This is a genomic window from Reyranella sp., from assembly GCF_965249915.1.
Classification (GTDB): domain Bacteria; phylum Pseudomonadota; class Alphaproteobacteria; order Reyranellales; family Reyranellaceae; genus Reyranella.
Genome location: NZ_OZ252257.1, coordinates 531,868 through 555,782 on the forward strand (window position 1 = coordinate 531,868; position 23,915 = coordinate 555,782).

Sequence of the window (23,915 nt, forward strand, 5' to 3'; positions counted from 1 at the left end):
GGTGGGAACGAGCACCACGTCTGTTGCCCATCCTTCGAGACGCCGCGCTTTGCGCGGCTCCTCAGGATGAGGTCTCTAGCTGTCGTACTGCAGCAGCGTTTCGACCGGCGGTGTCAGTCTCTTGCGGCCTTCGAGGAAGGTGAGCTCGATGATGACGGCGGTCGCGGGCACCACGGCGCCGACGGTTTCCAGCAGGTTCACGGCGGCCGACATGGTCCCGCCGGTTGCCAGCAGATCGTCGACCAGCACGACCCGCGCGCCCTTGTGCACGGCATCCTGCTGGATCTCGATCGTGTCGGTTCCGTACTCCAGCGCATAGGTGTGACGCACCGTCGTGCCGGGCAGCTTGCCCTGCTTGCGCATCATCACGAAGCCGGTGCCGAGCGCGAGCGCGAGCGGCGCGGCCAGCAGGAAGCCGCGCGATTCGATTCCCGCCAGCATGTCGGGCTTGTGCGGGCGGATCAGGTCGGCGAGCCGTTCGATGGCCGTATGCCAGGCCTTGGCATGCGCCAGCAGCGTCGAGATGTCGTAGAACAGGATACCCGGCTTGGGAAAGTCGGGGATCGAGCGAATGTGCTTCTTGAGGTCGATATCCTTGGACATTCTGGCTCCTGAGCTCAGCTATAGGCCGGCGGCGGCACGAAGCCGCGATATTCCTTTTCGAGCAGCTTGGCGAACTGGATGCACTCGTAGTCGCCATACTGACGGCCGATGATCTGCACGCCGATCGGCAGGCCTTCCTTGCTCTGGCCGATCGGGGCGGCGGTCGAGGGCAGCCAGGTGACGCCCGAGTAGCCCGCCCAGAAGATCTGGTCGACCACCGGCACCTGCTTGTTGTTTACGACGATCGTGCGCTTGTGGCGCAGGCCCGCCTGGTCGTGCGGGAAGGCCGCGGTCACGGCGACCGGGCAGAGCATCAGGTCGTAGTCCTGGAAGAACGCATCCCAGGCGAGCCGCATCCTGTGGCGCTTCTCGTTCAGCCCCAGCCAGGCACGATGCGACAGCGAATTGCCCCGCTGCATCTGGGCGAAGTAGCTCATGTCGGAGGCGGGCAGGCTGGCCGCGTCCTTGACGGCCTGCTCGTGGACAGCGTCGCTCATGCGGCCCGAGGTCGCCGCCCGCAGCAGGCGGATGTAGACGTCGTTCAGCTCGACCGTGTCGATCTCCGGCCGCGCCTTGTCGTTCACCTTGACCTTGTTCTTGGCGAGGAACGACGCGAGCCTGGAGATCTGCTCCTGGACCGAATCGTCGACCTCGGCGTTCGGGTCGGTCAGCAGCACCGCGACCTTGAAGTCGCGCAGCTTGGTCTTCTTCGAACGCGGCAGGGTGAGCGTCCAGCCACGGCCGTCGATCGCATCGGGACCGGCCATTGCCGTGAGTGCGATTTCGAGATCCTCCGCGCCGCGGGCCAGCGGTCCGACCACGCCGATATCGCCGTAGGCAACGGCCCCGGCCAACGCATGGCCCTTCGGCGAGACCACGCCCCAGCTCGGCTTGTGGCCCCACACGCCGCAGTAATGGGCGGGATTGCGGATCGAGGCGCCGATGTCGCTGCCCGCCTCGATGCCGGTGAGGCCGGCGGCCAGCGCCGCACCCGACCCGCCCGAGGAGCCGCCGGGCGTCCGCCCGAGATCCCAGGGATTGTTGGTCGAGCCGTAGACCTCGTTGTAGCTCTGCCAGTCGGCGAGGTTCAGCGGCACGTTGGTCTTGCCGAACAGCGTGACGCCGGCATCCATCATGCGCTGCGTGACCAGCGAATTCTGGGTCGCGACCGTATCCTTGAAGGCAGGATCGCCCCAGGTGGTGGGGAAGCCCGCGACGTCGAAGGATTCCTTGATCGTCATCGGCACGCCGTGCAGCGGCCCCAGCTTCTTGCCGGCCTTGACCGCGCGGTCCGCCGCCTTGGCACGCTTGCGGGCGCCCTCGATGTCGGTCGCGATGATGGCGTTGAGTTCGGGGTTATAGGCCTCGACCCGCTTCAGGTAGAGGTCGAGCAGTTCGAGGCAGCCGATCTTCTTCTTCCGGACCGCAGCGGCGAGCTGCTTGGCGGTCTGGAACGGGAGGGCGAGGGACATGGGAGGAGGGCTTCCGCAACGGGGATGGACGAGGTCCAAGCCCGTACCATATTGTCCGGCCCGCCGTGAAGAAACTCCCCGCCCGAACGATGCACATCGCCATGCCGTTGGCGCTGACCTTCGTCATGACCTTCATCGTTTCCGGAATTGCCACCTTCCGGGCGATGGGGCTCGAACCGGGCATGACCGCGCGCTGGATGGAATCGTGGATGGCGTCCTGGATGGTCGCCTTTCCGACGATGCTGTTCCTGATGCCGCTGATGCGGCGCCTGCTGTCATCCCTGATCGAGACGCGGTAGCGCTTACGGCGGTCGAGGCCGCGCCCTCGCCGTGGGTTCGGCGACCAGCGGATCGTCGGGCCAATAGTGGCGCGGGTAACGGCCCTTGAGTTCGGATTTCACGGCTTTGTATCCATTGGCCCAGAAGCTCGCGAGATCGCGCGTCACCTGGACTGGCCGGCGCGCCGGCGAGAGCAGGTGGATGGTGAGCGGCACCTTGCCGCCGGCAATGCGTGGCGTCTCGGTGAGTCCGAACATCTCCTGCAGGCGCACCGACAGCGTCGGCTCGTCGGGATTGGCATAGTCGATGGCCACCCGCGATCCGCTCGGCACTTCGACGTGCGTGGGCACGAGCCGATCGACCTCGCGCTGCTTGTCCCACGGGACCAACGCCTTGAGCGCCGCGGCGAGATCGATGCGGGCGAGATGATCCTTGCGCGACACGCCGTCGAGGGAAGGGCCGAGCCAGTGCGTCAGTGACGCGAGCAGGGTTGCGTCGGACAGGTCGGGCCAGTCCTCGCCGGCATGGCGGCGCAGGAAGCCGATGCGCTCGCGCCAGCGCACGAGATCGTCGCTCCAGGGCAAGGCAGCCAGTCCGAGCTGGCGCACGCCGTCGAGCATGGCGGCCTGCACCTTGTCGGGATCGGGCCGGCCGAGCGGCTTGTCCTCGAGTGCGAGGGCACCGAGCCGTCGTCGCCGCCGAGCCAGCACCGCGCCGTCGCGCGCGCTCCACTGGACGAGCTGCTCGTCGACGATGCGGTCGGCGTAGAGCTCCTCGATCTCCGCGACCGTAATGGGCGCGGCGAGGAAGATACGCGATTCCTGTGCCGAGCCGTCGAGATCGGCGACGACGAGGAACTCCTCGTTGGCCATCGGATCGCCCTCGGGCAGCACGGCACCGCGGCCGCCCGACAGGAGATAGCGGCCGGCCGTGCCGGGGCGGCGTCGGCCGATCCGGTCGGGATAGGCCAGAGCCAGCAGCGGTCCCGTCATGGCGATGTCGGCGCGTTCCTCGCCGCCGCCGCGCGGCATCAGGCGTCGTGCCGCCTCCTGTATCAGGCGCAAGGTGCCGTCGCGTCGCCCGCTCAGCGCAATGTCGACCCGGTGCCGCAGATCGGCGTCGCGCTGGCCCGGCGGCAGGCGCAGGAAATCGCGTTCGCCGAGGATCGCGGCCAGCAGCGCCGCGACCTTGCCTTGACCCAGTTCGCGGCCCTTGAGCACCAGATGAGCGATGCGCGGATGCTGGCCGAGGCGGACCATGGCGCGGCCATGGGCGGTGATCGCGCCGGCGCCGTCGATGGCGCCGAGATCGGCCAGCAGTGCGCGCGCCGTCGCGAGCGAGGCGGCGGGTGGCGGCGTCAACCACGGCAGGCTCGCGGCATCGCTGGTGCCCCAGGCCGCCAGCTCCAAGGCCAGCGGTGCCAGGTCGGCATCGAGGATCTCGGGCGGCGTGAAGGGCAACAATCCGCGCTGGGCCTGTTCCGACCAGAGGCGATAGCAGATGCCGGGTTCGAGACGGCCGGCGCGGCCGCGCCGCTGATCGGCCGAAGCCTGGCTGACACGCACGGTTTCGAGCCGGGTCATGCCGGAGCGCGGCGAGAATTTCGGCACGCGCATCTGGCCGCTGTCGATCACGACGCGCACGCCTTCGATGGTGAGACTGGTCTCCGCGATCGACGTCGCCAGCACGATTTTGCGCCGGCCCGGCGGCGAGGGCGCGATGGCGCGGTCCTGGTCGGCGGGCGACAGGTCGCCGTAGAGCGGCGCAACGTCGACGTTTACGCCGATGCCCTGCAGCCGCTCCTCGACCCGGCGGATCTCGCCTACGCCCGGCAGGAAGACGAGGGCGCTGCCGGTTTCCTCGGCCAGCGCGCGGCGCACGGCGGCAGCGACATTGTCCTCGATACGGCCGGCCGGCTCGCGATCGAGATAGCGCGTGTCGACCGGAAACATGCGGCCGGCACTCTCGATCACCGGAGCGCCGCCCAGCCGTGCCGATACCGGACCGGGATCGAGCGTCGCCGACATGGCGACCACGCGCAGATCCTCGCGCAACGCCGCCTGAGCCTCGCGCACGAGCGCAAAGGACAGGTCGGTTTCGAGACCGCGCTCGTGCAGTTCGTCGAAGATCACGCAGGCCACGGACTCGAGCGACGGATCGTCCTGCAGCAGTCGCAGGAACAATCCGTCGGTGACGACCTCGATACGGGTGTGCGGACCGACCTTGGTGTCGAAGCGGACTCGATAGCCGACGGTCTCGCCGACCGCTTCGCCCAGGCTTGCGGCCATGCGGCGGGCGGCGGCGCGTGCGGCCAGCCGTCGCGGCTCCTGCATCACGATCTTTCGTCCGCCGAGCCAGGGGGCGTCGAGCAGCGCCAGCGGCACGCGCGTGGTCTTGCCGGCGCCCGGCGGCGCCACCAGCACGGCGGCATTGCTGGCCACCAGCGCGGCCTTGAGACGCGGCAGCGCCTCGTCGACGGGAAGTGGCTCCATCGAACTCTGTTAGCGCGCCGGTGGATGGACGGGAAGGAGGGGCGGGTTCACTCTGAGACTGGGTCAATTGGAGGAGCGTGCAATGGCTGTCGTCGTCGAGGCTCTGGACCATCTCGTCATGAACGTGCGCGACGTCGAAGTCGCGGCCGCCTGGTACCAGCGCGTGCTGGGCATGACGCGCAAGGATACGGAGCCGCGGCCCGGGCATCGCGTCACGTCGATGCACTTCGGCCGCCAGAAGATCAACCTGCGTCCTGAAACCGCCACACAGAAGCAATGGTTCACCGGCAAGACGGTGGCGCCCGGCAGCGACGATCTGTGCTTTCTCACGCAGGCGACGCCACAGGCGGTGGCCGATCATTTCAGGAGCTGTGGCGTGGAGATCGAAGAGGGGCCGGGTGAAAAGAGTGGCGCGATGGGCACGATCGTCTCGGTCTATTGCCGCGATCCCGACGGCAACCTGATCGAGGTCTCTTCATACAAGTAGGCGCCCGATGACCGCGCCGTTCGAAGCCTTCGCCCGCTCGCTGCGACCGCTGTCGCCGTTGCGCGCCGCCATCACGGCGGCCTATCGCCGGCCGGAGCCCGAGTGCGTGCCGCCGCTGCTCGATCTCGCGACCCTGAGCCCGTCCGCGACGGCCAAGGCGCGTGGGCTGGCGCGGCGGCTGGTCGAGGCGTTGCGGGCCAAGGTGCCGTCGGGCGGCGTCGAGGGGCTGATCCACGAATATGCGCTCTCCAGTCAGGAGGGCGTCGCGCTGATGTGCCTCGCGGAGGCGCTGCTGCGCATCCCCGACGACGAGACGCGCGACGCGCTGATCCGCGACAAGATCGGCGGCGGCGACTGGCGGGCCCATCTCGGACGCAGCCCGTCGCTGTTCGTCAACGCCGCGACCTGGGGTCTGATGCTGACCGGCCGGCTGACCGCGACCAGCAGCGAGACCAGCCTGTCGGCCGCGCTCACGCGACTGATCGCGCGAGGCGGCGAGCCGCTGATCCGGGGCGGCGTGAACATCGCGATGCGCCTTATGGGCGAACAGTTCGTTGCCGGCCAGACGATCGAGGAAGCGCTGGCCAACGGCCGCCGCTTCGAGGAAGAGGGCTTCCGCTATTCCTACGACATGCTGGGCGAGGCGGCGATCACGGCCGCCCAGGCCGAGCATTACCGCCAGGCCTACGAGCGGGCGATCCATGCCATCGGCAAGGCATCGGCCGGGCGTGGCATCTACGAGGGCGCCGGCATCTCGCTGAAACTCTCGGCGCTGCATCCGCGCTACAGCCGTTCGCAGGTCGAGCGGGTGCATGCCGAACTCTATCCGCGCCTGCGCGATCTCGCGGTGCTGGCGCGCCGCTACGACATCGGCCTCAACATCGATGCGGAAGAGGCGGATCGGCTGGAGATCTCGCTCGACCTCTTGGAGCGGCTCTGCTTCGAGCCCGCGCTCGAAGGGTGGAACGGCATCGGCTTCGTGGTCCAGGCCTACAAGAAACGCGCCGCCTTCGTGATCGACCATCTGATCGATCTCGGCCGTCGCAGCCGCCACCGGCTGATGATCCGGCTGGTCAAAGGGGCCTATTGGGACAGCGAGATCAAGCGCGCGCAGGTCGACGGGCTGGAGGACTTCCCGGTCTTCACGCGCAAGATCCACACCGACGTTTCGTACCTCGCCTGTGCGCGCAAGCTGCTGGCGGCACCCGATGCGGCGTTTCCGCAATTCGCCACGCACAATGCGCTCACGCTGGCGACGATCCATGCGATGGCGGGCGAGAACTTCTATGCCGGCCAGTACGAGTTCCAGTGCCTGCATGGCATGGGCGAGCCGCTCTACGAGGAAGTCGTCGGGCGCGAAAAACTCAACCGGCCGTGTCGCATCTATGCGCCGGTCGGCACGCATGAGACGCTGCTGGCCTATCTGGTGCGCCGGCTCCTGGAGAACGGTGCCAACACCTCCTTCGTGAACCAGGTCGCGGATCCCGACCTGCCGATCGACAGTTTGCTGGCCGATCCGGTCGAACGTGCCCGCAGTCTATCGCCGATCGGCGCACCGCATCCGCTCATCGCACTGCCACGCGATCTGTTCGCGCCCCAGCGGGCCAATTCGCGAGGTCTCGATCTGGTCAACGAAAGCGTGCTGGCCTCGCTGGCGCGTGAGCTGGTGGCCGGCGCCTCGACTCTGCTGCGCGTAAGGCCGGCCCTGGCCGACGGTCCGCGCGACGGCACCGCGCGAGAGCTGCGCAATCCCGCCGACGGGGGCGATGTCGTGGGCACCGTCGTCGACGCCATGCCGGATCTGGTGGATGAAGCCTGCGCGAAGGCCGTGCCCTGGTCGGCGCCGCCGGCCGAGCGCGCGGCGACCCTGCGTCGTGCGGCCGATCTCCTGGAGGAGCGCCTGCAGGCGCTGCTGGGGTCGATCGTGCGCGAGGCCGGCAAGACGCTGGGCAATGCGGTGGGCGAGGTCCGCGAGGCCGTCGACTTCCTGCGCTACTACGCCAATTGCGTCGAAGGCTTCGACAACGAGACCCACCGGCCGCTGGGCATCGTGGCCTGCATCAGCCCGTGGAACTTTCCGCTCTCGATCTTCACCGGACAGGTCGCGGGCGCGCTGGCGGCGGGCAATGGGGTGATCGCCAAGCCGGCGGAAGAGACGCCGCTGATCGCTGCTCTCGCGGTGGACATCCTGCACGAGGCCGGCGTCCCGCGTGCGGTGTTGCAGTTCCTGCCGGGCGATGGCGAGATCGGCAAGCGGCTGGTCGCCGATCCGGTGGTGGCGGGCGTGGTCTTCACCGGTTCGACCGAGGCCGCGCAATCGATCAACCGCACCCTGGCGCGCCGTCTCGGCGCCGATGGCAGGCCGGTGCCCCTGATCGCCGAGACCGGCGGGCAGAACGCGCTGGTGGCGGATTCCTCCGCGCTGCCCGAGCAACTGGTGATCGACGTGCTCGCGTCGGCGTTCGACTCGGCCGGCCAGCGCTGCTCGGCGTTGCGCGTGCTCTGCCTGCAGGACGACATCGCGGGCAAGGTCGTGCCGATGCTGCAGGGCGCGATGGCGGAGCTGGGGATCGGCAATCCGGACCGGCTTTCGGTCGATGTCGGACCCGTCATCTCGGTCGAGGCGCAGAAGCGCCTGCTCGACCATGTCGAGCGCATGCGCGGGGCCGGCCATCGCGTCCACCAGGTGGCGCTTCCCGACGAAGCGGCGCGAGGGACGTTTGTGCCGCCGACCCTGATCGAGATCGGCGCTCTCCCGGACCTGCCGGGCGAAGTCTTCGGCCCGGTGCTTCACGTCGTGCGCTATCGGCGCGAGGAGATGGAGGAGGTGATCCGTGCGGTCAACGCGACCGGCTTCGGCTTGACCTTCGGCGTCCATAGCCGCATCGACGAGACGATCGACCGGGCGACGGCGGCGAGTGCCGCCGGCAACCAGTACGTCAACCGCAACATGATCGGCGCCGTCGTCGGCGTGCAGCCGTTCGGCGGACATGGCCTGTCGGGCACGGGGCCGAAGGCGGGCGGGCCGCTCTATGTCCATCGCCTTCTGGCGAGTGCAGCGGCCGCCGAGGGGGCGACGGGCGAACTCGCCGGGCCGGTTGGCGAACGCAACGTCTACGCCCTTCGTCCCAAGGGCACGATCCTGTGCGTTGCTGCGGATCCGGCCGAACTCAGGGCACAGCACGTGCCGGTGCAGTCGACGCGCAATCGCGTCGCCTCGAGCGAAGCCGAGGAGATTGCGGCCGTCCTGTTCGCCGGCAGCGAAGGGGCGCTCTTGGACATCATCCGCCGGATGGCCGACCGGCCGGGCCGAATCGTACCGGTCCATGTCGCGCCCTATCCGCGCGCGCTTCTGTTCGACGAGGTGTCTCTCAGCGTCAACACCGCCGCCGCCGGCGGCAACGCCAGCCTGATGGCGATCGGTTAGAGGTTCGCCATCGATGGAAATCGAGTAGAAGTGGGCGGCGTGCACTGGGAGACCGATTGCCGTGGTCAGCCGTCCTACATTCACTGTCAGGCGCAGCGATGGATTGATTGCGAGACTTAAAGCGATGCTGCACGCATGGCGCTTTGCCGAGCATGTGGGCGGTCGTGTCATCGTATTCTGGCCTCCTCCGGCGGCGAGCCTGGTCGAAAGTGAAATCGACGCCGAGTACAACCCAAAATTGATCTTCGACCTTTTGTCTTTCTACCAGAAGGGTTTTGGTGACGACCTTCTGTTCCTGGAGGGAAGGAGTATTGAAAAACTGGACGGAGGTCTTCGGCTGGATGACCCCGCGTTCCAGTCCATGCGGCCTCACGGCTTCCTGAAGTCCCAGTTCCTTCAAGAGCATCCGATCGTCCACGGCAGTGGCGCCCATGAGTACCTCTTCAGTGACGAACCGGCCGATCCGGAATATATGCGCCGGCGCCTTCAGGAACGGTTCGCCTGCCTGCCCTTGAATCCCGTCGTCGAACGGTTCCTGGCCGATGTGCGCCGCTGGATCAAGACTGACCGCTATACGGCCATCCATGTTCGCCGAGGCGATGTCACCCAGAGGCTGAAGAGCGATCTTGCGGTGGGGTTCGACCGGGACGGCTCGCTGTCTGAGCAACTCGCGACGACATTGAGCCACGTCGTGTGCAGGACGGCGCCCTTCGAGTTCTACTATCCTGCCATCGAGGAAGCCCTGCAAAGGGATGAGCGCATTGTCTACTTTTCCGACTCGCCGGAAACCATCGTCCATTTCCAGGAAAAGTTCGGTTCGGAATACTTTGTAGATACCCGTCGCTTCATGAATAACAGGCCTGCCATCCAGAAGGCTTTCCTGGACTTCAATTTGCTGGTCCGATCGCAGCACGTCATCGGCACGGGCTCGGTATTCTCTCAGTTTGCTGCAACTCTGGGCGCAAACCATCATACGGATGTTCACGCAACGGGGACGCCGGATTCGCTGGAAAGATATGTATATGCGAGCTGTCCAGGCTTCGAGCCGAACGAACTCATCCGCCGCAAGCTGCGTGAAGAAGTGGAGAAAGCACACGAGCTTCACTCCGTGCATTGCAAGTATGCCGCCTATCTTGAAGATTACGAAGACAGGGCAAGGACCCTCGATGCCGCGACCCCGTTCATAGAAGAGGGCGCCAGCGTCCTCGACATTGGCTGTGGCTGGCGGATGGCGCTAAAGGGGCGACTGCCTCCTGCCGCCCGCTACGTCGCGGCCGATTTGAAGGCATGGCACACCGACGTCCAACCCGTGAACTTCGACGCCGGCATGTTCCCGGTCGGCACGTTCGACTGCGTTGCCTCGTTCGGGCTGCTCGAACATCTGAAGCACCCTGGCCGGATGTTGCGCAATGCACGACGAACAGCAGCCAGGTTGCTCCTCAGCTACCGCCATTCCCTGCCCGGCCGAGGCGCTCACCGCGAAGTCCGTGGTTGGGCCAATTCCCTTTCCGAGGCCGCGCTTGCCAAGCTTCTTGAGAACCAGGGCTGGCGCGTCGAGACCCGCGTGCAGGTCGAGGACGACTTCAACGTCAGGACCATGCTCTATGTATGTGATGCACTCCAACGGGGTTCTTGAAGAACCCGCAGTGCGGCACCCGGTACAGGGGGCAAGGGCCGTAGGGCAGGCTGCCCTGCACCACGAAATGCCTCGGTGATGTCGACGAGCCTAAGCACCGATCGGACACCCTGTCCGGATCGCCGCCGGCACCTGCTAGTAGAGGCCGTACTTCTTGGGCGGGCCGGGATGATTCACGCAGAGCATCTCGGGCGAGGTGATCGGTCCCTTCTTGATGCGTTCTTCCTCGCACTTCTCGTAGGTGAAGGGGCCGCCGAAGACCTTGGGGCCACCGCCAACGATGATGTAGGACTGTTCGAGGTACCAGCCGGGGCCGGTATAGGCTTGGCTTGCGCCGGGCCCGGTGCAGGCCCCCAGGGTGGCGGCCAGCAAGGGAGCCGCGAGCAGGGTCGTCCAGCGACCGATCGAACGTTCCGACATCAGCTCAGTCTCTCCCCCGGGCAATGAACGCTGCCCACGTGCAGCGGGCAAATTAGGCCATGGGCGCGATGTCTTCAATGCATGGCGAACGACGGCTAGGATGCGGCACATGCGCCTCTTTCCGTCCTTGGCGATCTTGATGGCCATCGCTTCGTGGCCGGGAAGCCTGTTCGCCCTCGATTGTGCGGCCCTTACCGACACCGACATTCCCTTCGCTCTTGCCTCGGAGGTCACCACCCGGCGGCCGGGCGAGGCGTCCACGACGCGGCTCCAGCAGATGCAGGTGTTCCGGAGGGGCGGGGAGGTCACCACTTTCACTGTCGATTCGCCGACGATATATCTCAGGACACGCGGCGCCGATTCCCTGTTTCCGGTGGAGGCTCTCTTTTCGACTGAGCCCACCGGTCCGCGCAAATGGAGCTATTCGATCGGGCCTACGGTCTATCTCGCGCGCGGCCAGCCGGTCAGCTACAGCGCCGACATGAAGCGCGCCGACGGAACGCTCCAGATGGCGGCCCGGATGACCCTCGAACTCCTCGAATCCGGGACCTTCGAACTGAGCGGGTGCCGCTTCAAGGTCCTCAAGTACCGGCGAACGCTCGAGGGTCTGGCGGACCGCCATCCGGTCTCCAACAGCGAGGAACTCACGTTCGCGCCCGTTCTGCGCACCACGCTGGCGTCGATCCTGCGGACAGGCGACATCGAGGTTGTCAGCGCTCCGACCGCAATATCATTGGATTTCAAACACATAGAGTAAATTCTTCACACCTGCATTTGTGGCGTAACGAGGGCTTTCGTTTGCAGGGGCGGCCGGGCTAATAATGCCCGGATTAAGCAAACGCATCCGGGGGGATGCTGGGCCAGCTCGCGCGCCAGCAGGATAGATCATGGCATTGCCTGAGAAGCAGGGACTGTACGACCCACGCAACGAACACGATTCCTGCGGCGTCGGCTTCGTGGCCGACATCAAGGGCCGGAGGACGCACGCCATCGTGCGCCAGGGCCTGCAGATCCTGGTCAACCTCGACCATCGCGGCGCCGTCGGCGCCGATCCGCTGATGGGCGACGGTGCGGGCGCCATGATCCAGATTCCCGATGCGCTGCTGCGCGATTGGGCGCGCAAGGAAGGCGTCGACCTGCCGGAGCCAGGCCACTACGCCGTGGCGATGTGCTTCCTGCCGCCCGACGAGAAGGCAAGAACGTTTGCAATCAAGCGGTTCGAGCATTTCATTAAAGTCGAAAAGCAGAAGCTTGTGGGCTGGCGCGACGTGCCGACCGATCTCACCGGCCTCGGCAAGGCCGTTATCGAATCGATGCCGGTCATCCGCATGGCGATCGTCGGCCGGGGGGCGAAGGTCGCCGATCAGGACGCCTTCGAGCGCAAGGTGCTGGCGATCCGCAAGCAGACGCAGAACCCGCTGGCCGAGCTCGAGAAGAAGCACAAGCTGCCCGGCCTGTCGCAGCTCTACATGCCGTCCTTCTCGTCGCGCACCGTGGTCTACAAGGGCCTGCTGCTCGCGCACCAGGTTGAGAGCTTTTATGAGGACTTGAGAAATCCTCTTTGTGAATCAGCGCTTTGCCTCGTTCACCAGAGATTCTCCACGAACACGTTCCCGTCGTGGAAGCTGGCCCATCCGTACCGGTTCATCGCCCATAACGGCGAGATCAACACGGTCCGCGGCAACGTGAACTGGATGTACGCCCGCCGGCGCACCATGGAATCCGACCTGATCGGCGCCGATCTCGACAAGATGTGGCCGATCATTCCGCACGGCCAGTCGGACACCGCCTGCCTCGACAATGCGCTCGAACTGCTGGTCGCCGGCGGCTACTCGCTGAGCCACGCCATGATGATGCTGATTCCGGAGGCCTGGGCCGGCAATCCGCTGATGGATGGCAGCCGCAAGGCCTTCTACGAGTATCATGCGGCGCTGATGGAGCCGTGGGACGGTCCGGCCTCGATCGCCTTCACCGACGGCCGCCAGATCGGCGCCACGCTCGACCGCAACGGGCTGCGTCCCGCGCGCTTCCTCATCACCGACGACGATCTCGTGGTGATGTCGTCGGAGTCCGGTGTCCTGCCAATTCCCGACGAGAAGATCGTGCGCAAGTGGCGCCTGCAGCCCGGCAAGATGCTGCTGATCGACCTGGAAGAGGGCCGCATCGTCGAGGACGAGGAGCTGAAGCGGACCCTGGCCGAGGCCGAGCCGTACGAGGAGTGGCTGAAGGAGACGCAGCACAAGCTCGAGGAGCTGTCGGAAATTCCCGACGCGCCCTCGCCGGCGGCCTCGAACGACCCCTCGACCCTGCTCGATCGCCAGCAGGCCTTCGGCTACACGCAGGAGGACATCCAGTTCTTCCTCGAGCCGATGGCCAGCGTGGCCGATGACCCGATTGGCTCGATGGGCACCGACACGCCCATCGCCGTGCTCTCGAAGAAGCCGAAGCTGCTCTACAACTACTTCAAGCAGAACTTCGCCCAGGTCACCAATCCGCCGATCGATCCGATCCGCGAGGAGCTGGTGATGTCGCTGGTCTCGATGATCGGTCCGCGCCCCAACCTGCTCGGCCGCCACGCCGGCATGCACAAGCGGCTCGAAGTGGCCCAGCCGGTCCTGACCAACGCCGAGCTGGAGAAGATCCGCTCGATCGAGGACCTGCTCGACGGCTCGTTCCGCACCGCCACCATCGATACGACCTGGCTCGCCTCCGAGGGCGCGGCCGGGCTCGAGAAGGCGCTGGACCGGGTCTGCGCCGAGGCGACGGATTGCGTGCTGGCCGACCGCAACATCCTGATCCTGTCGGACCGGGCGGTGTCGGCCGAGCGCGTGCCGATCCCGGCGCTGCTGGCCACCGCGGCGGTGCATCACAGCCTGATCCGTCGCGGCCTGCGCACCCAGACCGGTCTCGTGGTCGAGACCGGCGAGGCGCGCGAGGTCCATCACTTCTGCTGCCTGGCGGGCTATGGCGCCGAGGCGGTGAACCCCTACCTCGCCTTCGAGACGCTGGAGGCGCTGCGCGTCCAGAACGGCCTGCCGCTGAAGCCCTACGAGGTTCAGAAGAACTTCATCAAGGCGATCGGCAAGGGTCTGCTCAAGGTCATGTCCAAGATGGGCATCTCGACCTACCAGTCCTATTGCGGGGCGCAGATCTTCGACGCGGTCGGCCTGCATTCCGGCTTCGTCGAGAAGTACTTCACCGGCACCGCCACCACGATCGAGGGCGCGGGCTGGCAGGAGATCGCCGAGGAAACGGTGCGCCGCCATCGCAACGCCTATGGCGACGATCCGGTCTACCGCACCATGCTCGATGTCGGCGGCGACTATGCCTTCCGCCTGCGCGGCGAGGACCATGCCTGGACGCCCGAGAGCGTGTCGCGCCTGCAGCATGCGGTGCGTGGCAATTCGTCGGACGACTACAAGGCCTTCGCGACCTCGATCAACGAGCAGAACGAGCGGCTGCTGACGATCCGCGGCCTGATGCAGTTCAAGTGGGCGGACAAGCCCATTCCGGTCGAGGAGGTCGAGCCGGCCGCCAAGATCGTGAAGCGCTTCGCCACCGGCGCGATGAGCTTCGGCTCGATCAGCCGCGAGGCGCACACCACTCTGGCCATCGCCATGAACCGGATCGGCGGCAAGTCGAACACCGGCGAGGGCGGCGAGGAGGCGGATCGCTTCAAGCGGATGGCCAACGGCGATTCGATGCGCTCGGCCATCAAGCAGGTCGCGTCCGGCCGTTTCGGCGTCACGGCCGAATACCTGGTCAATGCCGACGACATCCAGATCAAGATGGCCCAGGGCGCCAAGCCCGGCGAGGGCGGCCAGCTGCCCGGCCACAAGGTCGACGAGAACATCGCCCGCGTGCGCCGCTCGACGGCCGGCGTCGGCCTGATCTCGCCGCCGCCGCACCACGACATCTATTCGATCGAAGACCTGGCGCAGCTCATCCACGACCTCAAGAACGTGAACACCGCGGCCCGTGTCTCGGTGAAGCTCGTCTCCGAGGTCGGCGTCGGCACGGTCGCCGCCGGCGTCAGCAAGGCGCGCGCCGATCATGTGACGATCTCGGGCTACGAGGGCGGCACCGGTGCGTCGCCGCTCACCTCGCTCACCCATGCCGGCTCGCCGTGGGAAATCGGCCTCGCCGAGACCCAGCAGACGCTGGTGCTGAACGGTTTGCGCGGCCGCATCGCCGTGCAGGTCGACGGCGGCCTGCGCACCGGCCGTGACGTGGCCATCGGGGCGCTGCTGGGCGCCGACGAGTTCGGCTTTGCCACCGCGCCGCTGATCGCGGCCGGCTGCATCATGATGCGCAAGTGCCACCTCAATACCTGCCCGGTGGGCGTGGCGACGCAGGATCCGGTGCTGCGCAAGCGCTTCACCGGCCAGCCCGAGCACGTGATCAACTACTTCTTCTTCGTGGCCGAGGAACTGCGCGAGATCATGGCGCGGCTGGGCTTCCGCACGCTGAACGAGATGATCGGCCACGTCGACCGGCTCGACATGCGCAAGGCCATCGACCACTGGAAGGCGGGCGGCGTCGACCTCTCGAAGCTGCTCTACCAGGCGCCGACGCGCCTCGGCGTGGCGATCTGGAACGTCGAGCGCCAGGACCACGGCCTCGAGAAGGCGCTGGACCACAAGCTCCTCGAGGCGGCGCAGCCGGCGCTCGAGACGGGCGAGCCGGTGCAGATCGACCTGCCGGTCACCAACGTCAACCGCACCGTCGGCGCCATGCTCTCGGGCGAGGTGGCGCGGCGCTACGGCCATGCCGGCCTGCCCGAGGACACGATCTCGGTGCGTCTCACGGGAACGGCCGGCCAGAGCTTCGGCGCGTTCCTGGCGCGCGGCGTGTCGCTCGAACTGTCGGGCGACGGCAACGACTATGTCGGCAAGGGCCTGTCGGGCGGCCGTGTCGTCGTGCGCCAGCCCAAGGGATGCGTGCGCGATCCGCTGAAGAACATCATCGTCGGCAACACCGTGCTCTACGGCGCCATCGGCGGCGAGGCCTACTTCGAGGGCGTGGCGGGCGAGCGCTTCGCCGTGCGCAACTCGGGCGCGGTCTGCGTCGTCGAGGGCACCGGCGATCACGGTTGCGAGTACATGACCGGCGGCGTCGTGGTCGTGCTGGGCGATACCGGTCGCAACTTCGCGGCCGGCATGTCCGGGGGCATTGCCTACGTCTACGACCCCCGGGCCCGCTTCAAGGACCTGTGCAATCCCGCGATGGTCGACCTGGAAAAGGTCGAGCCGGCGTCGGGCGAGGGCGACGAGACCGGGCGTCCGCGCCAGCGCGCGACCGATGTCGAGGACAACGGGATGGGCGACGTGCTGCGCTACGATGCCGAGCGCCTGCGCATCCTGGTCGAACGTCATCATCTCCATACCGGCAGTGCCCAGGCACGGGCGCTGCTGGAGGATTGGGACAATGCGCTGCACAGCTTCGTGAAGGTGATGCCGCGCGACTACAAGCGTGCGCTCCTGCAGGCGCGCGAGCAGGCGGCGGCGAAGGCCGTCGCGGCGGAGTGACGGCCCCTGGCCGTCATCCCGAGCCCTTGCGAGGGATCTGCAAAGATATGAGCTGGAGCAATTAAATGGGTCTCGTCACAGGCTTCCTCGAGATCGAGCGCAAGGACCGCTCCTATGAGTCGGTCGAGCAGCGCCTGAAGAACTACAGGGAGTTCGTCCTGCCGATGCCGCCGGCCGAGGTCTCTCGGCAGGGTGCGCGCTGCATGGATTGCGGCATCCCGTATTGTCACAACGGATGCCCCGTCAATAACATCATCCCGCAGTGGAACGAGCTGGTACGCCGCGACCGCTGGAAGGATGCGCTCGAGGTCCTGCACTCGACCAACAACTTCCCGGAGTTCACCGGTCGCATCTGCCCCGCACCCTGCGAGGCCTCGTGCACGCTGAACATCGACGACAACCCGGTGACCATCAAGTCGATCGAATGCGCGATCGTCGATCGCGGCTGGCAGGAAGGCTGGATCCAGCCGCTGGTGCCGGCGCACAAGACCGGCAAGCGCGTCGCCGTCGTCGGCTCCGGGCCGGCGGGTCTTTCCTGCGCCCAGCAACTCGCGCGCGCCGGCCATTCGGTGACGCTGTTCGAGAAGGCCGACCGGGTCGGCGGCCTGCTGCGCTACGGCATCCCCGACTTCAAGATGGAGAAGCACCATATCGACCGGCGCATGCGCCAGATGGAGGCCGAGGGCGTCGAGTTCCGGACCGGCGTCGAGGTCGGTGCGACCCTGTCGATCAAGTCGCTGCTCGAAGGCTATGACGCGGTCGCCCTGACCGGCGGCGCCGAGCTGCCGCGCGATCTGGAGGTCCCGGGGCGCGAGCTGAACGGCATCCATTTCGCCATGGATTTCCTCTCGCAGCAGAACAAGCGGAATGCCGGCGACGACGAGGCACGCGCCGCGCCGCGCGGCACGCTCACCGCCAAGGGCAAGCATGTCATCGTGATCGGCGGTGGCGACACCGGCTCCGATTGCGTCGGCACGTCGAACCGTCATGGCGCCGCCTCGGTGACGCAGCTCGAGGTCATGCCGCAGCCGCCGGTGCGCGAGAACAAGGCGCTGACCTGGCCCGACTGGCCGCTCAAGATGCGCACCTCGTCGAGCCACGAGGAAGGCGCGGCGCGCGATTTCGCCGTACTGACCAAGCGCGCACTGGGCAGCAACGGCAAGATCGAAGCGCTGGAATGCGTGCGCGTCGAATGGGTGAAGGGCGCCGACGGGCGCATGGGCATGCAGGAGGTCGCGGGCAGCAGCTTCGAGCTCCGGGCCGATCTCGTTCTCCTGGCCATGGGCTTTCTCGGGCCGCGCCGGCCCGGCCTGCTCGAGCAGGCGGGCGTCGCACTCGATCCGCGCGGCAACGTCGCGGCCAACGTTAAGGACTACCAGACCTCGGTGCCGAAGCTCTTCGCCGCCGGCGACATGCGTCGCGGCCAGTCACTGGTCGTCTGGGCGATCCGCGAGGGCCGCCAATGCGCGCGCTCGATTGACGAAAGCTTGATGGGCACTTCCACCTTGCCGCGTTGATCTGCGAAACGAACGTGGTTCGCGTGGGCGGGAATTTGCCCTAGAGTTTGCCTGATGAAGCTTCTGCTGATTCAGGGCGCGAACATGGAGTATCTGGGCCGGCGGCAGCCCGAGCTCTACGGTACGACCACAGCCAAGGAACTCGATGCCGCGATCCGGCGTCGGGCCAGGGACCTCACCGTCTCGATCGAGATCGTCTACACCAATTCCGAAGGCGAGGCGGTGTCGGCGATCTACAAGGCCGATCGCGCCAAGTTCGACGGGTTGTTGTTCAACCCCGCCGGGTTTCTTCATGCCGGCCACGCCTTGCGTGACTGCCTGCGGTCGATCTCGATGCCGGCGATCGAAATCCACATGACCAACATCGAAAAGCGCGGCTTCGGCTCGGTCACTTCGGAGGCGGCGGTCGGCATGATCGCGGGCTTCGGGGTCGATTCCTACCTGCTGGCGCTCGAGGCCATGGTGGCGCGATTGCGGTCCGCCGCGGCCTGACGGCCGCTCGCTACCAGACGCCCGTGTGCAGCGTACTCGGCGCGTAGCTGCCGAACGTCGAGCGATAGGGGAACGCTGACGGCGTGCGCCACGCGCGTGCCACCTCGACGCGCCACAGCCGCTCGGCGCCGTCCGGGGCTGCCTCACCGGGATGCCAGTCGATCGACACGGTGCCCTGCAACTGCAGCACCTCGGCGGTATCGAAGTTCACGAACAGCAGGCCGGCCCGCGGGTCGCCCAGCAAATTGCCCAGCGTGTTGAAGAAGCGGTTGCCGCGAAAGTCGGGGATGACGAGCGTGTTGCCGTGGACGCCGACGAAGCCCGGCCGGCCGCCCCGATGCGACATGTCGAACCCGCCCTCGGCGCCCAGGTCGGCACGGGACCGGCTGGCGACGAAGAAGGTGTCGACCGATTCGATGAGATCGCGCGCCGCCTCGTCCAGGCCGGTCAGCGCCTCGACGGGGCTGGCCGTCGTGTCGCGGGCGACGACGCTGCGAGTCTGGATGTACTGCGGACAGTTGCCGAAGCTCTGGGCGATGTGCACCGTGAGCCCGCTGTCGCGCGCGACGATCCGGCCGTTGGCGCGGTTGCGTCGCCGCGTCGCGAGATCGATTCCCAGCAGCCCGATCCCGGCGTCGGCCGCAAAGCCCGGACCCGCAGGATCGCCGTCCCGCGGCAGGGCCGCAATCCGCAAGGTCGCGGGATCTGGAGAAGCAACGAAGCCCGGGGGACCGGTCAGAACCGAAGCCATTGGCCAGCCGGTCGCGTCGGGTGTCGACGTGAACAGGTAGGGCAGCAGGGAGAAGAACGCGCGGTGCTGCTCCGGCAGGCGGCTGCGGATCGGGGCGAGGCCGGTCCGCTGTCCGGCCAGCCTCTGCGCCGCCTGCTCGTCGGCGTGGAACGGCAGGAAGTCCATCGTGTCGGCAGCCATCACACGCCCTCCTGCTTCTCGGGGACATTGACCTTGGGGTCGTACCAGGGAGCGGCATCCGATCGCCAGATATGGACCTGTGGCCGCTCCCCCACCTCGGTGTCGAGGCACCCCAGGCGGAGCAGCACGACCGGCTGCGCCACCCGTTCGGCCACGACATGCGAGCCGCACCTGCTGCAGAAGCGGCGGAACTTGCCGGGCGAGGACTCGATGGCGGCGAGCGCTTCCTCGCCGCGCAGCCAGCGGAACTTGTCGCGCGGCACCGCGGCGACCGACGAGAAAGCCGTGCCGTGTGTCTTCCGGCAGGTCTGGCAATGGCAGTGCACGATCCGCTCGACGGGCGCGTCGGCTTCGTAGGCGACGGCGCCGCAAAGGCAGCTTCCCTTCAGCATCTCGGTGTCCTCCTGGGCTCCCTCCCAAGCTAGGCCCGGTCGTTTGCGACGAAAATGGCAAGAATGCTAAATTGATAATTGCAATATCGGGAATAATGAAATGGACCGGCTGGACGAGTTCGCGATCTTCGTGCGCATCGTGGAGGAGGGGAGCCTAGTGCGCGCGGCGCAGCGCCTGCGCCGTTCGGCGCCGGCGGTGACACGCGCCCTTGCGGCCCTCGAGGACCGCCTGGGCGTACGCCTGATCGATCGTACGACACGGCGGATGGCACCGACCGAGGCCGGCCGGGCGCTCTATGAGCGGGCTCGCGCCGTCGTCGCGGACTACGAATCCGCCGCAGCCGGCGCTCGCGAGGCGCCGGTCCGCGGCCTGTTGCGCATCGCCGCGCCGGTGCAGTTCGGCCGGCGCCATGTCGCGCCGCTGGCCGCGCGCTTCCTCGACAGCCACGAGAGTGTCGAGATCGAGCTGTTGTTGAACGATCGCAACGTCGACCTCATCGAGGAAGGGATCGACGTGGCGGTCCGCATCGGCGCGCTGGCCGATTCGAGTCTCGTGGCACGGCCGGTCGGGCATGTGCAGCGGCAATGGGTGGCGAGCCCGGGTTATCTTGCCCGCCATGGCACACCGAAGGCGCCGGCCGATCTTGCACGGCATGAGGCGTTGCTGGGCACGTCGCGTGGGGCAATGGAATGGACGTTCGGCGGTCGTCGTCGCGGTGCGCCGCCCCATCTCGCGGGCCGGCTGCGTATCGACGATATCGAAACCCGCCTGCGGCTCGCGCGCGAGGGCCGCGGCATCGCGCAGTTCCTGTCGTACCAGGTGGCCGAGGATCTCGCGGCCGGCCGTCTCGTACGCCTGTTGCGCAGTTACGAGCCGCCGTCGCTGCCGGTACAGCTCCTCACAAAAGGACGTGCCCATCGCGCGCCGAAGATCGATGCCTTCCTCGATTTTGCGGCTGGGAGGTTGTCGGGCCTGCCCATACTCCGGCCGAATTGACACATCTTGTGCAATCGCCAACCCTCAACCTTCGCATCAAGGAAAGGGAGCGCCCGATGTCGTATGTCGATGGCTTCGTCCTCGTCGTGCCGAAGAAGAAGATTGCCGCCTACGCGAAGATCGCCCGCCTGGCCGGCAAGGTCTGGCGAGAACATGGCGCGCTCGACTATCGCGAATGCGTCGCCGACGACCTCACGGTGAAGTTCGGCATGCCCTTCACCAGGCTCGTGAAGACCAAGCCCGGCGAGACGATCGTGTTCTCCTACATCCTCTACAGATCACGGGCGCATCGCGACAAGGTCAATGCGAAGGTGATGGCCGACCCCCGGATGCAGAAGCAGCCACCCGACATGCCCTTCGATCCGAAGCGCATGGCCCATGGCGGATTCAGGACCATCGTCGCGGCGTGAACAGCGCTGCGGAACTTGCCCGCAGCGCGTGAAATCTTGCAGACAGTCCGACGGGGATGAGGACGATCGCGCGCGCGTAGCGCTTCCATGCTGAAGATGCGCGGCGCGCTCCTGGTGGGTGCAACAATCCTGGCCTTGCCCCTCGTGGCAGGTGCGCCCGGTACAGCGACGGCTCAAAGGATCGGGGTCACGTCCGCGGTCACGGGAGATCCGACCGGCAAGCCACCCGATGAAATCGAACGGGTCCTCCATGTCGGGATCGACGTGAAGGCGGGCGAGGTCGTGACCACGGGCGCGGCAGATCGCGCCCACCTGCTGTTCCTCGACGGAACGGCCCTGACGATCAGCAACCAGGCCCAGGTCACCCTCGACAGGTTCGTCTATGACGCGGACCAGAAGCTGGGAGATCTCGCGATCACGGCGACGAAAGGCGTGTTCCGCCTGGTCGGTGGCAGGATCAGCAAGAAGACGCCGGTCATCGTCGTGACGCCGTCGGCCACGCTCACCATTCGCGGCGGCATCACGATGTTCAGCGTCGAGCCGACGAAAACCACTGCCACCTTCGTGTTCGGTTATGAAATGACGATGACCGGCCAGGGAAGGACACAGACCGTGACGGTACCGGGCTTCCAGGTCAGCGCACTCCTTGGCCAGCCGCCCGGACCGGCAACGCGGCCTGCCCGGGGAAGCCTCGTCGAGAATATCAGCAGGCTCGAAGCGGTCGGCGGCAGGCCCGACGCGAGCGCCGACAGGGCTGCGAAGGAAACCGGCTTCGCCGACGCCAATTCCGGCAAGGGCCCGAACGCCCTCGGACCGGTTCAGGGCGGACCGGCGCCGCGCGGTTCGGGCGGCGCCAGCGGGCCAGGGGGACAGCCGCGTATCGGCGGACCGGGAATCGGTGGCTTCGACTCCGGCTTCGGCCCGACGCTCAATCCGCCTACGGGAAGCGCGCCGCGCCCCGCGCCTTAGTCCTGTTTCACCGCGACCAGGCGGATGCCGCCGAGGTCGCGCCGCAGGATCAGCTCGACGAACCGGATGTAGGATTCGTGGAAGGCATCGTGGCCCATCGGCGTGCCGGCCTGACGCGCTTCCTCGCGCAGGCTTTGGTACATGGCGAGTCGCTGCTGCAGGATCGGCCCCCATTCGTCGGTGAGGTCCGTGGCCGACTGAACGTGAAAGCCGACCTCCCGCGCGATGTCGCGGTACGATGACAGGGTTTCCAGAGGCTGGATGGCCATGCCGTCCCACATCAGCTGCGCATCCTTCGCTGAGAGCGGCGTGTTGGCGATCCAGTCGGTCATCGCCAGGCGCCCGCCGCCTCGCAGGACCCGGTACGCTTCCGCCAGGGTCGCGCGCCGGTCGGGCACGTGGCACAGCGCCTCCTGGCTCACGACGACTTCCATGCAAGCGTCGGGCAGCGGCGCGTCCATCACATTGCCCTGCCGGACCCGCGCGCTGTCCTGAAGGCCCACCAGCGCAATGAGCTCCTGCGCGGCGGCGACGCGTGACGGCGTCAGCTCGATGCCGGTGACGTCCGCACCGTAGCGATGGGCGAGGTAGCGCACGGTGCCGCCGAGGCCGGCGCAGAAATCCGCGACCGCCGTGCCGGGACCGATCGAGGCGGCCTGCGCCAGCGCATCGGTGGCGGCGATGCCGCCATAATGGTCCTGATCGTGCGGCCAGAGTTCTTCCGGCTTGACGTCCTTCAGATGGCCGCGCGCCGCCCGCAGCTTGGCCTTGATGATCTCGCCCGACATCGGATGGCGGTCGTAGAAATAGATCGCCTGGGCGGTCGCGTCGGTCATGGGGCTCCCTCGGTCGGGGAGCCCCCGACCACTTCATGATTGATTGAGGGACATCTTCCGGATCGCGTCGGGCCCGTCAAACGGTCTCAGTCGGGGGTGACCCCGAAGCGGCGTTGCCAGAAATCGCGGGAGCGACGCTCGCCCACGTCGCAGCCAAGCTCGTATTCCGGCCTCACGAAGCGCGTGTAGTCGTCGTCGGCCTTGACCGGGCGGCGGCCGGACGTACCCGATTGCGCGAGCTGCAGCCCGTTGCGTGCCGCACCGAGTTCGCCGATGTCGAAGTCGTTCAGCGGACCGATGTCGGCCACCTCCTGCAGGAGCTTCTTGCGAATGGCGCGAGGGAAATCCTCGAAGCTGCGGGCGACCTCGACGAAGGAGCGCGGCCCGCCGGTCACGCAGTGCAGGTAATATTTGTCGAGGTCGTCCTCGGCCGGGAAGCCGAACGGGTTGGGCCGGCCGTTCATGATCGGCAGGCCGTTGATGACGATGCGCTCCTTCAGCGCGTCGTGGCGGACATCGGTCACCAGCCCACCGTCGTTGTTCGACCCGTCCCCGGATATGTCGAGCACCTTGCGCTCGGGTTCGTAGGGGCTGCGGCCGTACATCGGAATGGCATAGCGGATGGCGCCGCTGATCGACGTGCGGCGCGAGATCGAAATCGGTGCCTCGGCGAGCCGGTGGGCGAAGTCCGCGATCGCGGCCTCGGAATCGAGCAGGGTCCAGTCGATCAGCAGCTTCTGGATCCAGGAATCGGACCATTCGAAGTAGGCGACGGCGATGCGGCCGTGACTGCCGCCCAGGATCGCCCGGACGATCACCGGGTCGCTGAACGCCTCGACGTAACCCTGGCGCTGCAGCCTGGCCTCGTCGGGGTCGATGCTGCCGGAGATGTCGATCGCCAGCACCAGCGCGAGGTCGACTTCCTTGCGCTCCTGCGCCGCCGCCGGCAGCGCCAGGAAGAGAAGGGCGATCAGACCAATCAGTCGGGCCACGGCGACCTCCGCGTTCGTTACGCTTCAGAGGCAAG

At 67.0% G+C, this 23,915-nt stretch carries 19 protein-coding genes; 11 read left to right on the plus strand and 8 right to left on the minus strand.

The window, feature by feature from the left end:
• Window positions 1-75: 75 nt before the first annotated feature.
• Together ACP15H_RS02570 and ACP15H_RS02575 are read right to left on the minus strand one after the other, a co-directional pair.
• Window positions 76-603, minus strand: coding sequence for an adenine phosphoribosyltransferase (locus ACP15H_RS02570; protein WP_422016020.1), 528 nt, complete (start codon window positions 601-603; stop codon window positions 76-78).
• Between the two features lie 14 nt (window positions 604-617).
• A complete protein-coding gene (locus ACP15H_RS02575; RefSeq protein WP_425064660.1) occupies window positions 618-2,075 on the minus strand; it encodes an amidase in 1,458 nt (485 codons plus the stop codon).
• A 65-nt stretch (window positions 2,076-2,140) separates the two neighbouring features.
• Here ACP15H_RS02575 and ACP15H_RS02580 point away from each other — a divergent pair, with 65 nt between their 5' ends.
• Entirely contained in the window at window positions 2,141-2,374 is a 234-nt protein-coding gene (locus tag ACP15H_RS02580) for a DUF2798 domain-containing protein (RefSeq protein WP_425064661.1), read from the plus strand.
• 3 nt (window positions 2,375-2,377) lie between these two features.
• Here ACP15H_RS02580 and hrpB read toward each other — a convergent pair whose 3' ends face one another.
• Window positions 2,378-4,846: an ATP-dependent helicase HrpB gene (gene hrpB, locus ACP15H_RS02585; protein WP_425064662.1), complete on the minus strand. Its 2,469-nt coding sequence runs from the start codon at window positions 4,844-4,846 to the stop codon at window positions 2,378-2,380.
• 82 nt (window positions 4,847-4,928) lie between these two features.
• Here hrpB and ACP15H_RS02590 point away from each other — a divergent pair, with 82 nt between their 5' ends.
• From ACP15H_RS02590 to ACP15H_RS02600, 3 genes are all read left to right on the plus strand, one after another.
• Window positions 4,929-5,333 (plus strand): VOC family protein, encoded by a 405-nt coding sequence (locus tag ACP15H_RS02590; protein WP_425064663.1) that lies wholly within the window; start codon window positions 4,929-4,931, stop codon window positions 5,331-5,333.
• Window positions 5,334-5,340: 7 nt separating this feature from the next.
• Window positions 5,341-8,760 (plus strand): trifunctional transcriptional regulator/proline dehydrogenase/L-glutamate gamma-semialdehyde dehydrogenase, encoded by a 3,420-nt coding sequence (gene putA / locus ACP15H_RS02595; protein WP_425064664.1) that lies wholly within the window; start codon window positions 5,341-5,343, stop codon window positions 8,758-8,760.
• 124 nt (window positions 8,761-8,884) lie between these two features.
• A complete protein-coding gene (locus ACP15H_RS02600; RefSeq protein WP_425064665.1) occupies window positions 8,885-10,396 on the plus strand; it encodes a methyltransferase domain-containing protein in 1,512 nt (503 codons plus the stop codon).
• Window positions 10,397-10,531: 135 nt separating this feature from the next.
• On the opposite strand, the gene ACP15H_RS02605 is transcribed toward ACP15H_RS02600, so the two are convergent.
• Entirely contained in the window at window positions 10,532-10,816 is a 285-nt protein-coding gene (locus ACP15H_RS02605; RefSeq protein WP_425064666.1) for a hypothetical protein, read from the minus strand.
• A gap of 139 nt (window positions 10,817-10,955) precedes the next feature.
• On the opposite strand from ACP15H_RS02605, the gene ACP15H_RS02610 reads away from it, so the two are divergent.
• From ACP15H_RS02610 to ACP15H_RS02625, 4 genes are all read left to right on the plus strand, one after another.
• On the plus strand, window positions 10,956-11,573 hold the full coding sequence (locus ACP15H_RS02610) for a hypothetical protein (protein ID WP_425064667.1): 618 nt from the start codon (window positions 10,956-10,958) through the stop codon (window positions 11,571-11,573).
• 130 nt (window positions 11,574-11,703) lie between these two features.
• Window positions 11,704-16,344: a glutamate synthase large subunit gene (gene gltB, locus ACP15H_RS02615; protein ID WP_425064668.1), complete on the plus strand. Its 4,641-nt coding sequence runs from the start codon at window positions 11,704-11,706 to the stop codon at window positions 16,342-16,344.
• A gap of 65 nt (window positions 16,345-16,409) precedes the next feature.
• A complete protein-coding gene (locus ACP15H_RS02620; protein ID WP_425064669.1) occupies window positions 16,410-17,861 on the plus strand; it encodes a glutamate synthase subunit beta in 1,452 nt (483 codons plus the stop codon).
• Window positions 17,862-17,915: 54 nt separating this feature from the next.
• A complete protein-coding gene (locus tag ACP15H_RS02625; RefSeq protein ID WP_425064670.1) occupies window positions 17,916-18,353 on the plus strand; it encodes a type II 3-dehydroquinate dehydratase in 438 nt (145 codons plus the stop codon).
• 10 nt (window positions 18,354-18,363) lie between these two features.
• Here the strand turns inward: ACP15H_RS02625 and ACP15H_RS02630 are convergent, their stop codons facing one another.
• Together ACP15H_RS02630 and ACP15H_RS02635 are read right to left on the minus strand one after the other, a co-directional pair.
• Window positions 18,364-19,284 (minus strand): pyridoxamine 5'-phosphate oxidase family protein, encoded by a 921-nt coding sequence (locus tag ACP15H_RS02630; protein ID WP_425064671.1) that lies wholly within the window; start codon window positions 19,282-19,284, stop codon window positions 18,364-18,366.
• The gene (locus ACP15H_RS02635) at window positions 19,284-19,676 is read right to left on the minus strand and encodes a GFA family protein (protein WP_425064672.1); all 393 of its coding nucleotides are present in this window, start codon (window positions 19,674-19,676) and stop codon (window positions 19,284-19,286) included. The genes ACP15H_RS02630 and ACP15H_RS02635 overlap by 1 nt, the downstream gene beginning before the upstream one ends.
• A gap of 100 nt (window positions 19,677-19,776) precedes the next feature.
• Here ACP15H_RS02635 and ACP15H_RS02640 point away from each other — a divergent pair, with 100 nt between their 5' ends.
• From ACP15H_RS02640 to ACP15H_RS02650, 3 genes are all read left to right on the plus strand, one after another.
• Window positions 19,777-20,673, plus strand: a complete 897-nt coding sequence (locus ACP15H_RS02640) for a LysR family transcriptional regulator (protein ID WP_425064673.1) — start codon at window positions 19,777-19,779, stop codon at window positions 20,671-20,673.
• 56 nt (window positions 20,674-20,729) lie between these two features.
• Window positions 20,730-21,083, plus strand: a complete 354-nt coding sequence (locus ACP15H_RS02645) for a DUF1428 domain-containing protein (RefSeq protein WP_425064674.1) — start codon at window positions 20,730-20,732, stop codon at window positions 21,081-21,083.
• An 87-nt stretch (window positions 21,084-21,170) separates the two neighbouring features.
• A complete protein-coding gene (locus ACP15H_RS02650; protein ID WP_425064675.1) occupies window positions 21,171-22,052 on the plus strand; it encodes a FecR family protein in 882 nt (293 codons plus the stop codon).
• Here the strand turns inward: ACP15H_RS02650 and ACP15H_RS02655 are convergent.
• On the minus strand, window positions 22,049-22,888 hold the full coding sequence (locus tag ACP15H_RS02655) for a class I SAM-dependent methyltransferase (protein WP_425064676.1): 840 nt from the start codon (window positions 22,886-22,888) through the stop codon (window positions 22,049-22,051). The two genes, ACP15H_RS02650 and ACP15H_RS02655, sit on opposite strands and share 4 nt — an antisense overlap.
• 86 nt (window positions 22,889-22,974) lie before the next feature.
• Complete coding sequence (locus ACP15H_RS02660) at window positions 22,975-23,880, minus strand: DUF1194 domain-containing protein (protein WP_425064677.1); 906 nt, start codon at window positions 23,878-23,880, stop codon at window positions 22,975-22,977.
• Window positions 23,881-23,915: the final 35 nt, after the last annotated feature.